The organism is Micromonospora sp. NPDC004336 (assembly GCF_053602615.1).
Window position 1 is genome coordinate 8,169 of sequence record NZ_JBSGDY010000129.1, and the last position, 10,417, is coordinate 18,585.

The window sequence follows — 10,417 nt, forward strand, 5'->3', positions numbered from 1 at the left end:
ATCCAGAAACCCGCGCACCGTCCAGAAACCGCGCGCCATCCAGAAACCCGCGCACCGTCCAGAAACCGCGCGCCATCCAGAAACCCGCGCACCGTCAAGGAACCCGCGCACCGTCCAGAAACCGACACGCCGTCAAGGAACCCGCACCGTCCAGAAACCCACACGCCGTCAAGGAACCCGCGCGCCATCCAGAAACCGCGCGTCGAGCAGGAACCCGCGCCGGGCAGTTCGCGCTCGCGGTGCATGGCGGTGCCGTGTTGCGGGGCGAACGGTGCGGCGTCGGTGCCGGCCAGCAGGGCGGACGCCGGCCCCGCGCAGCAACCGGGCGGCGTGTCACCGAACAGGGAGGATCCGACTCGCTGCCGCGCACCCACGAGCCTGGAAGGTCAGACCTGGGCGGGCGTCTCGGGCGCGCCCCGGGGCGCCCCGCTCGCCCGGATCTCCTCCAGCCTCGCCTTCAGGACCGTGGCCTGGTCGACCGAACCGCCACGGACGCCGAGGCCACCCCGGGCGGCGCGGTAGAAGTGGTCCCGCGCCTCGTTCGCCCGGAGCAGCAGTTCGTCGGCGTCGTCCCCCGCGTCGAGCCCCCGGGCCGCTCCCTCGATCTTCCACACGGCGTTGCGCCACTCGCGCGCCGCCGACACCGTCGAGGCGTCCCCGAGCAGCAGTACGCCCTCCCAGGCCAGCGTGTGCCGGACGTCCGCGTCGGCCAGGCGGGCGAGGCCCTCCTCCCGGCCCATCCGGTGCCCCCGCGAGTGGGGTCGTTCCTCGGCGAGCATGCGCGTGGCGACGGCGTGGATCTCCTTGATGACCTGCGCGAACTCGACGTAGGCATCGAGCCGCCGGTCGTCCCACCGGATGGACTGGTTCCGCTTCCACCGCGTGCGGTCGGCGACGGAGGTGGCGACGATCGTGCCGACGGTGCCGATCAGCACGCCGATTAGCGCGGGCAACTGCGCGACGACGCTTCCCATGGCTGCGAGCCTGCCAGCCGAGGGCAAGGGCCGGATCGTCACCCTCCCCGGGCGCGGCGACCGCGCCACCCCCGTCCGGGTCACCCGCCGCCGAGGACGGCAGGCGGCGTACGCGTCCAGGCCCATGTCTCCAGCACCCGCCGGTCGACCAGCACGATGCCGAGTTGTCGGGCGAGCTGCACGCCGTCGCCGGCGGTGAAGAACCCGTTCGTGACGATCATGCACAGCTCACCGCCGTGCACCTCTCGGCAGGTGCCGGCGAACCGCTGGATGGCCGCGCTGCCGACCCGGTTGGTCGTGCTCTGCCGTTTGCACTGCACCACGGTGCGGCGGCCGTCCGGGGCGATCGCCGTCACGTCCGCGCCCCGGTCCCCGGAGCCGCCCCGGACCCGCACGTGCCGGAACCCGGACGCGTCGAGCAGCCTCGCGAACCACTGCTCGAACTCCGCTCCCGTCATCGTGTCGGTCACCCCCACGGCCCGGTCACGCTCGGCCTGCTCGGCTCGCCGGCGCGCCGCCTGCCTCGCCCGGGCCGACAGCAGGACGGTGGCTACCGCGACGGCGACGAGGGCCGAGAAGGCCGACCAGTAGGGGTGTCGCTGGACGAACTCGACGACCAGGACGACGGCGACGACGGCCGCCCCGCCGAGGGCGAGAATCCGGCCGTTGCCCGATCGGCGTGCGGAGCGGCCCCGCCCCAAGGGCATTCCGCCGCCGGCGGGCCGCCGCCTGCGGTAGTGGCCCCGCACCCGGGACCCGTTGCGTCGGACGTGCGGCCTGACGTAAGGCATCCGGCACCTCCCAGGGGTCAGGCGCCCAGCTTCCCGCCTCGGTGCGACACACACAGTGCGCTCACGTCGACACTGTCGGCTACCCGTCACTCGAATGAGCCGAAGTCCGGGCCACTGGCGGACCCGGTCCGCGCCGGCACGCGCCGCTGGAGCGCGGCGCGCTGCTGGAGCGCGGCGCGCTGCTGGGGTGCGGCGCGGGCAGCGCGCACGGCGCGGGCAGCGCGCACGGCGCGGGCAGCGCGCACGGCATGGGCGGCGGAGCACGGCGCGGCGCGGGCGGCGGAGCACGGCGCGGCGCGGGCGGCGGAGCACGGCGCGGGCGGCGGAGCACGGCGCGGCGCGGCGCGGGCGGCGGAGCGCAGCATGGGCAGCGGGCGCGCTGCCGGCGGCGGAGCGCGGCACGGGCGGCGAGCCCAGCCGGCGCGGGTACTCACCCGAGGGGTCAGCGGCCGAGTTCCCGGTACGCGCGCGGCAGGTCGTCGACCGCGAGTACCTGCACCGGCGGCCTGCCGTCCCTGGCGGTGACGAGCACGAGCGGATATCCGCCCTCCGCGTCGTCGGGGCGGTGCAGGGCCTCCTCGATCGCCGCCACGGCGGCCGCGAGCGGCGTCGACGCCTCCATCTGTCGGGGCCGCACCAGGCCGACCTCGGGGTGGTCGGCGAGTTCCGACACCGGGACGGCCAGGTCGACCAGGGCCATGCCGTCGGCTTCGGCCTTGGCCTCGACCCAGCGTCCGACCTGTTCCCGGGTGACGAGCAGCCAGCCGTGCCGCTCGTGCGGGTACGGCAGCTGGGAGAAGTCGTCCCGGTGCATCATGCCGAGCGCGTCCCGCAGCGGCGTGTCCGGTCGGCACGTCCTGGCCGTGGCGGCGACGTCACCGACCCGGCGGGGCTGACGCACCCCCTCGGAGATCTTTTCCAGCCGCCGCACGACCTCGAGGGGAGGCGAGGCGATCGGCCCCGAGTAGCCCTCGAACGAGACGTGGGCGTACGCGTTGCGGACACCCCGGCAACGGTCGAGGAAGGTCTCCTGGTCGCGGGTGAGGAGACTCTGCTCCCCGGCCCAGGTCAACAGCTCGTACGCGTCGGGGCCCCTGCCCGACGCGCTGCCGGCCTGCTGGCGCCACCGCTGCCGCAGGTGCGACTCGAGCCCTCGCCAGGCGAGGTCGAACCGCTCCGCGAGCGACGTCCTGTCGGCCTTCGCCACGCCCGACCGCCTTCCTGACGCCCCCGAAACGGCCTTGACCAGGGGTTGGCGGCCGGGGCGAACGACGCATGATCATAGAGCCGCCGCCCGCCGCCCGGACACGGGAGGACCGCACGCCCCGCGATCGGCCGCCGCGCAGTCGCCTCCCCCGCCGAACACCCTCCGGCGGCCAGGCACAACTTCCGGGAAACAGTGGCCTCCGACCAGTCACAAGGCCACTGTTTCCCGGAAGTTGTGCGATCACCGCGCCCCCGCGCAGCGGGCCCGGCGCAGCGGGCCCGACGCAGAGAGGGGACCGCGGAGGGGCGCGAAGGGGACGTGGGGCGGTCAGTTCGGGACGTCGCGGCGGCGGAATCCGGTGAGGCCGGCCGCGAGCAGCGCCGCCGCGATCGCGGTCAGGACGACCAGCGGCAGCGCCGCCGGGTCGACCGCCGGGGCCGACGGCACGTGCGTGTACGGCGACAGGTTCAGCGCCGCCTGCGGCAGGTCGAGCACCGCGCCGAGCTGCCCGAGCAGCAGGAAGCCGAGCAGCGCCGTCCACGACAGCACCACCGACCAGCGCGGCAGCAGCCCGAACAGGGCGGTCACCACCCCGGCCACCACCAGCAGGGCGGGCAGCCGCACCAGCGCCGCCCCGCCCAGCTCGGCCGCTCTGCCGAGTGGGTCGCCGGCGACGAGGCCGTAGCCGAGCCCGGTGGTGAGGCCGCCCAGCAGCACGAGGGCGAGCGCGCCGAGCGTCGCGGCGACCACCTGGGTGGTCAGCCAGCGGGTGCGGCTCACCGCCGTGGCGAGTACCGCCTCCAGCACGCCGTCGGTCTCGTCGCCGCGCGTGCGCAGCAGCGCCTGCACGACGTACGCCCCGATGGTCAACGCGAACAGCCCCAGCATCGCCGCGAGATACGCGTCGATGAGTCGCGCGCCGCCGCCCATCGCGCTGATCGCCTCGGCGGCGGCCGGGTTCTCCTCGATCATGGCGTTGAACTCGTCGCCTGCGATGCCCATCGAGAACCCGAGCACCGCCACGCCGATCGCCCAGCCGAGCAGCGTGCCGCGCTGCAACCGCCAGGCCAGCCCGGCGGGGCTGAGCAGCCGGGGCGCGGCCGTCGCCGGCCCGCGCCGGGGCGCGACGAGCCCGGCGCCGATGTCCCGCCGCTCGGCGAGGGTGTAGGCGAGCGCCACCCCGACGACCAGCAGCGCGACGGGCAGCGCCAGCGTCCACCAGCGTTCGCCGGCGAAGGCGCGGACCTGGTTGCCCCAGCCGAGCGGGGAGAGCCACGACGGCCAGGCGCTGTCCACCCGCGTACCGCCGGCGGTCTGCTCGCCGAGCACGTCGCCGGCGGCGCGGAGCAGGAAGGCGATCCCGACGGCGGCGGCGGCGAGCGCGTTGGCGCCCCGGGACGTGACGGACAGCTGGGCGGTGACGGCGGCGACGCCGGTGAAGGCCACCCCGACGCCCCCGATGGCGGCCGCCGCCGCGACGGAGCCGGCGAGCGGCAGGCCGGCGCCGGCCACGGCGACGGCGAGCAGGGCCGCGGCCAGCACGTTCGCCGCGACGACGACGAGCAGGGCGGCGGTGAGCAGCGCGTACCGGCCGACGGCGGAGGCGCCGAGCAGTTCGGCCCGGCCGGTCTCCTCGTTCTGCCGGGTGTGCCGCACCACCGCGAAGGTGCTCAGCAGCGCGGCGAGCAGGGCCAGCGTCACGTACGTCTCGGCGACCACCACCGCGCCGAGGTCGGCGCCGGCGACGGGCCCGTTGAACGCGCGGGCGACCAGGCTGGACGCGGACGTGGTGGCGTATCCGACGCGGGCCTCCGGGTCCGGGTAGAACTCCTTGACGCTGCCGGCGAGGGCGTAGCCGAGCAGGGGCGTGCCGAGCACCCAGACGGCGAGCCGGACCCGGTCGCGGCGCAGCACGAGCCGGGCGAGCCGCCCGGTGCCGGTGAACGCGCTCATCGGGCGCCCGCCTGCCGGTCGGCACCCGCCCGGTGCCCGTCGACCGGGTGCCCCGCCGGCTCGGGAGGCGCCGCGGTGACGGCCGCCCGTTCGTCGCCGTAGTGGCGCAGGAACAGCTCCTCCAGGGTGGGCGGGGCGCTGGTGAGCGCGCGGACCCCGAATCCGACGAGGTGCCCGAGCAGCGCGTCGAGGTGGGCGGGCTCGACCTCCAGGTGGGTGCGCCCGTCGACCTCGCGGACCTCGTGCACGCCGGGCAGCGCCGCCAGGCCGGTGGCGGGCCGCGCGGTCTCGACCGTCACCGCCGTACGCGTGAGGTGGCGCAGCTCGGTGAGGGTGCCGGACTCGACGGTGCGGCCCTCGCGGATGATGCTGACCCGGTCGCAGAGCGCCTCGACCTCGGCCAGCACGTGGCTGGAGAGCAGCACGGTCGCGCCGTCGCGCTTGAGCCGGCGGACCTCGTCCTGGAACACGGCCTCCATCAGCGGGTCCAGCCCGGAGGTCGGCTCGTCGAGCACGTAGAGCTCGACGTCCGAGGCGAAGGCCGCGACGATGGCCACCTTCTGCCGGTTGCCCTTCGAGTAGGTGCGGCACTTGCGCGTCGGGTCCAGGTCGAAGCGTTGCAGCAGGTCGTCGCGGCGGCGCCGGTCGAGGCCACCGCGCAGGTCGCCGAAGAGGTCGATGGCCTCGCCGCCGGAGAGGTTGGGCCACAGGTTGACGTCGCCCGGCACGTACGCCAGCCGGCGGTGCAGGGCGACCGCCTCCCGCCAGGGGTCGGCGTCGAACACCCGCACGTCGCCCGCGTCGCGGCGCAGCAGCCCGAGCAGGATCCGGATGGTGGTGGACTTGCCGGAGCCGTTGGGGCCGAGGAACCCGTGCACCTCCCCCGCCTCGACCCGCAGATCCAGGCCGTCGAGCGCCCGGACGCTGCCGAACGTCTTGACCAGGTTGTCGATGGAGATGACGGGCATGACCCCTCCTGCCGCCGGCGGTGCAGACAGCTCCACTGTACTGACCGATGGTCAGCAGAATCAACAGCGCCGCCACCCGCCGGTCAGGCGCGGCTAGGCTTGCCGGCATGACGGTCGAGGCGCCCGACGACACGCGGACCCGGATCCTGCGCGCCGCGTTGGACCTGTTCGCCGAGCACGGCTACCAGCGCACCCCGCTGCGGCAGATCGGCGAGCGGCTGCGGCTGACCAAGGCGGCGATCCTCTACCACTTTCCCACCAAGGAGCACCTGCTCACCGCCCTCATCGAGCCGCTGGTGTCCGATCTGGAGGCGCTGCTCGACGCCGCCGGGGCGGGGCCGCCCGAGCGGGCCCGCGCCACCGTACTGGAGGGCTGGGTGGACACGATGCTGGCCCACCGCCGCCCGCTCGGCATGCTCTTCCACGACATCGCGCTCGTCACGCGCGGCGACACGTACCACCGCCTGATGCGGATCGCCATGCGGGCCAACGACCTCATCGCCGGGCCGAACGCCGGGCGTCGGGAGCGGGTACGGGCGGTGCAGGCGGTCGCCATGTGCAGCGACCCGATCGTCTTCTTCGCCGACGTGCCCGACGAGGTGCTGCGGGCGGACATGCTCGACGGCGTACGCCGCCTGCTGGACGGCGCCCCGCCGCAGGGCCGCGCGGTCGGGGACGCCGACGCGGCCACGGGCGACGCCCCGCGGGGCCGGCGGCGGCCGGGGCGACCCCGGGCGATGGGCCCGGAGCAGGTGACGGCGGCCCGACGGATGTACGCCGAGGGCCGTCACTCGGCCGACGAGATCGCCGCCGCGCTGGGCGTCTCGCGGGCCACCGTCTACCGCCACCTCGATCCCACGGCGACACAATAATGAGACGCTTTACGAGACGATTGTGAGACGCCACGGCCGCGCCGCAGGGCGCACCGTCGACGGCGTCGCCGAGATGCCGCGCCGATCGGGCGGGGGCGAGGCGGGGCGGGGGCGAGACGAGGGCGCGGCGAGGGCGAGGCAGGGCGGGGCGAGGGCGAGGCGGGGCTAGGGCGAGGCGGGGCGAGGGATGGGGACGGAGGGCGGGTCGGGGCTCAGCCGTCGTGCCACATCGGCGCGGCGCGCCGCACCGTGCGGGCCACGATCTCCGGGGCGTCCAGCACGTCGACGAGCCGACGGGCCGCGGCCACCCCGAGGGCCCCCAGCGTCGGATGCCCGATCATCGCGTGGCACGCCTGGAGCCCGACCTCCGCCACCTCCCGCCTGGTCACGTGGATGCCCCGCCCACGGGCCCGCTGCGCGGCGAGCGCGGCGCGAACGCGGTCGCGCAGCTCCGTCCGCTCGTCGACGACCCGCCGCATCACCGCCACCGACCATCCCCAGGTCTGCGCGAGCACCAGGGGGTCGGTCCGGTCCTCGCGGTCGTCGGCCAGCAGCAGTTGCGCGTGACAGACGGCGAGGACCGAGGCGACGTCCCGACCCTGGTCGGCGTCGGCGTCCACGTCGGCGTCCGCATCAGCGTCGGCGTCGGCGTCGGCGTCGGCGTCGGCGTCGGCGTCGGCGTCGAGGAGCATCCGGGCCAGCAGGCCCGCGCCGACGGGCGTCGCGCACCCCGCGCCGTCGCTCGCCCCCTCCACCAGACGCTCCAGGTGCTCCCGGGCGGCCGCCACCTCGCCCTCGGCGTAGCGGACGACCGCCAGGAACTCCCGCGTCGCGGCCACCGGCCGGCCGGCCTGGTCCTCGGCGCGGATCAGCTCGTCGCCGGCGGCGCGCAACTCGGGCAGCGGCGCCCCGCCGGCGACCAGCTCGGCGACCCGTCGGCGCCGCTGGAACAGCGGTGCCTCCTCCGCGGGGGCGAGGGGTGCCGGCACCGGCTCCAGCAGCTCCGCCAGCCGGCCCCACTCCCGGGCCGCGGCGCCCACCAGCAACGCCTTGCGCAGCGAGGTCAGCGTGAGCTCGTCGGCCGGCCCGACGCTCGCCGCGCGGGCCCGCGTGACGGCCGCGAAGACGCCGAGCGCCTCCGTCCAGTAGCCGGCCCGGGCCAGCTCGACGCCGAACTCCTCGCGCAACCTGCTGCCCCGGCGTCCGGCCAGCGAGCCGGCCGCCAGCCGGCCCTGCACGCGGCCGTGCCGGAAGCGGTACGCGCCGGCGCCGTGCCGCACCAGGCCGACCGTCTCGGCGTGCTCCAGGAACGCCAGCAGCCGGTGCGGCAGGTGCCCGCGTGCCGCGAGCACCATCCGGGCCAGGCCGAACTGGACCCACGCGCCGCCGCCGCGCGTCAGCGTCCACCAGCCCAGCCCCAGGCCCACCCCGGCGTACGCGAGGGCCGCCAGCGGCGGCAGCCGGGGCAGCAGGCCGGCCACCCACAGCGCCACGACACCGGCCAGCATGCCGACGAGCGCGGTGGCGACGGTCGGCAGCACCGACGCGACCGTCGCCGCGCGGTCGGCCCGGACGGTCTCGACCACGCCGGTGGCCCCGAGCTCCGCGGCCGGGGCCGCGAAGTCGACGCGCAGGGCGGACCGGAGCGCGACGACGACGCACCAGGCGACACCGAGCAGCACGCCGGCCCGCACCTCCACCGGCCAGGCCGTGAGCCGGGGCAGCCGGTCCAGCTCGGCGACGAGCGCGGTCGGTGGAGTGAACAGCCACAGCGCGAGCCAGGTCAGCATGCCCCAGAACACGCCCCGGGCAAGCCCGTCGAGCACGCCCTCGCGGAGCGCGCCCCACCCGCCGACGAAGACCACCCGGGTCGGCCGTGGGGCGGGTCCCCGGGAGCCGCCGCTCAGCGCGGCGGCCGCCACGGCCACGGCGGCGGCCGCGACCGCCAGGTCCCCCGGGTGGTCCGCGAGGGCGGCGAGCAGCTCGGCGGTCCGCCGGTCGGTGACCATCGCGGCCACCGACCTGAGCCCGTCCCCGGCGAGGGCCAGGGTCAGCCAGACCGCCAACCCGGTCCGCAGGCCGTCGACGGCGGCCCAGAACAACCGGGGCAGCGCGGTCGGCAGCTGCCACCAGCGGAACTCGCGGACGTCCAGCGACTCCAGGTGCGCGGCGAGGAAGGCCAGGTAGCGACGGGCCGTCGCCGGCTCCCACCGGCGCAGCCCCCGCGCGCCCCGCCGGGACCGCAGCGCGGCGTCGACGGCGCGGGACAGCACCTCGTCCTCCACCGAGCCGCGGCCTCGGGTGGCCGCCAGCGGTACGAGGTCGCGCGGGTCGGTGCCGGGCTGGTCGAACGCGCTGCGGGCCATCGCCACCATCAGCGGCGTGGACAGCGCCGCGCTCAGCTCCGCGTCGCCGCCGAGCCGCGCCGCCACGGTCGACCAGCCCTCGGCCTGGTGCAGGGGCGCGGCGTCGACGAGGTACTCCGCCACGTCGCCCGGTGGCAACGGGTCGATGACCACCACCGCGGCGCCGCGTACCTTCTCGCCCTGGGCGAGGTACTTCTCGTAGACGGAGGTGCGGCAGGTCAGCACGAAGCGCTGCGTCGACAGCTGGTTGAGCTCCTCCAGGCAGGCGGTCAGCTGCTCCTCGGGCACCTCGTCCAGCCCGTCGAGGACCGGCACGACGAGGTCCGTCTCCACCAGGTCCCGCAGCACCGCCACCCGGCGCGGGTGGCTGGGCGCGAGCGGCGTGTAGCGCCGGGCGAGGCGGTCCACCAGCCAGTCGTGGAACGTCTCGGCGGTCGGATCCCAGGAACCGACGGGCAGCAGCACGGGTACGGGCGCGTCCGCGTCCCGGTGCGGCGGCAGCTCCCGCGCCATCCGCAGCGCGATTATCGACTTTCCGGAGCCGGGCGGGCCCAGCACCAGCAGGCGGCCGGACGGGATGCTCCGGTAGCGGCTCCACAGCGTCCCGTGGCGGCCGGACAGGTCCATCGGGCCGGCGTCGCTGGACCGGCCGATGGCCCGCCACGAGGGCAGCAGCCGCGCCGCCGCCGTGCGCCAGGTCACCGGGAGCGGGTAGGGCTCGTCGACGGCCCGCAGCAGGGCCTCGTCGGTCGGCTCGCGCCGGACCAGTTCGAGCAGCTCGTCGGCGGCCGCCCGGCGGTGCACCGCGGTCGCACCGGAATCCGCCTGCCGGTTGGTGAGGGTCTGGTCGAGCACGACGTAGACGCCGATGACCCCGGCGACCACGCCCCACGTCCAGTTGACCTTCTCGAAGTCGTACCGCAGCCAGACCCACGCCGTGCCGCCCGCCGCGACGGCCGCCACGACGACGAGCAGGCCCCATCTCCACCCCCGACGCTGCACCGGGTGATTGTGGTCGCTCGCGCGTCGCTCCGGCAGCCCCGCGACGGGTGGCCGACGCCACCCGGCGATGGCCGGCGCGTCAGGCGGCGCGATGGCCGGCGCGTCAGGCGGCGCGATGGCCGGCGCGTCAGGCGGCGCGAGGGCCGGCGCGTCAGGCGGCGAGAGCGCACGGCACTCGGCGGCGGTCGGCGATGCTCCTATGGTTGTCAAGGGGTGTGGAGAGCGGCGAAGTCGGCAAGGAGGGCGGTGTGGACCTCGCGGACGACGTATCGCTTGAGGCATCG

At 76.1% G+C, this 10,417-nt stretch carries 8 protein-coding genes; 1 reads left to right on the forward strand and 7 read right to left on the reverse strand.

Going from position 1 to position 10,417, the window contains the following annotated elements:
• The 6 genes from ACWENR_RS22715 to ACWENR_RS22740 form a co-directional block, all read right to left on the reverse strand.
• The coding region (locus ACWENR_RS22715) for a hypothetical protein (RefSeq protein WP_452278989.1) at positions 1-374 on the reverse strand (374 nt) is incomplete at its 3' end.
• Between the two features lie 12 nt (positions 375-386).
• Positions 387-974: a hypothetical protein gene (locus ACWENR_RS22720; RefSeq protein ID WP_452278990.1), complete on the reverse strand. Its 588-nt coding sequence runs from the start codon at positions 972-974 to the stop codon at positions 387-389.
• 80 nt (positions 975-1,054) lie between these two features.
• Positions 1,055-1,765 (reverse strand): restriction endonuclease, encoded by a 711-nt coding sequence (locus ACWENR_RS22725; protein WP_452278991.1) that lies wholly within the window; start codon positions 1,763-1,765, stop codon positions 1,055-1,057.
• 442 nt (positions 1,766-2,207) lie between these two features.
• On the reverse strand, positions 2,208-2,972 hold the full coding sequence (locus tag ACWENR_RS22730) for a hypothetical protein (RefSeq protein WP_452278992.1): 765 nt from the start codon (positions 2,970-2,972) through the stop codon (positions 2,208-2,210).
• 327 nt (positions 2,973-3,299) lie between these two features.
• A complete protein-coding gene (locus tag ACWENR_RS22735; protein WP_452278993.1) occupies positions 3,300-4,925 on the reverse strand; it encodes an ABC transporter permease in 1,626 nt (541 codons plus the stop codon).
• Positions 4,922-5,893: an ABC transporter ATP-binding protein gene (locus tag ACWENR_RS22740; RefSeq protein ID WP_452278994.1), complete on the reverse strand. Its 972-nt coding sequence runs from the start codon at positions 5,891-5,893 to the stop codon at positions 4,922-4,924. Before ACWENR_RS22740 ends, ACWENR_RS22735 begins: the two co-directional genes overlap by 4 nt.
• A 107-nt stretch (positions 5,894-6,000) precedes the next feature.
• On the opposite strand from ACWENR_RS22740, the gene ACWENR_RS22745 reads away from it, so the two are divergent.
• Positions 6,001-6,765 carry a TetR family transcriptional regulator gene (locus ACWENR_RS22745; RefSeq protein WP_452278995.1) on the forward strand — a complete coding sequence of 255 codons (765 nt, stop codon included), beginning with the start codon at positions 6,001-6,003 and terminating at the stop codon, positions 6,763-6,765.
• A gap of 212 nt (positions 6,766-6,977) precedes the next feature.
• On the opposite strand, the gene ACWENR_RS22750 is transcribed toward ACWENR_RS22745, so the two are convergent.
• Positions 6,978-10,133, reverse strand: coding sequence for an NACHT domain-containing protein (locus ACWENR_RS22750; RefSeq protein WP_452278996.1), 3,156 nt, complete (start codon positions 10,131-10,133; stop codon positions 6,978-6,980).
• Positions 10,134-10,417: the final 284 nt, after the last annotated feature.

Bases quoted from the DNA above. Each gene is read 5' to 3' on its own strand.
- ACWENR_RS22720 (WP_452278990.1), bottom strand. From the start codon at position 974: ATGGGAAGCGTCGTCGCGCAGTTGCCCGCGCTAATCGGCGTGCTGATC.
- ACWENR_RS22725 (WP_452278991.1), bottom strand. From the start codon at position 1,765: ATGCCTTACGTCAGGCCGCACGTCCGACGCAACGGGTCCCGGGTGCGG.
- ACWENR_RS22735 (WP_452278993.1), bottom strand. From the start codon at position 4,925: ATGAGCGCGTTCACCGGCACCGGGCGGCTCGCCCGGCTCGTGCTGCGC.
- ACWENR_RS22740 (WP_452278994.1), bottom strand. From the start codon at position 5,893: ATGCCCGTCATCTCCATCGACAACCTGGTCAAGACGTTCGGCAGCGTC.
- ACWENR_RS22745 (WP_452278995.1), top strand. From the start codon at position 6,001: ATGACGGTCGAGGCGCCCGACGACACGCGGACCCGGATCCTGCGCGCC.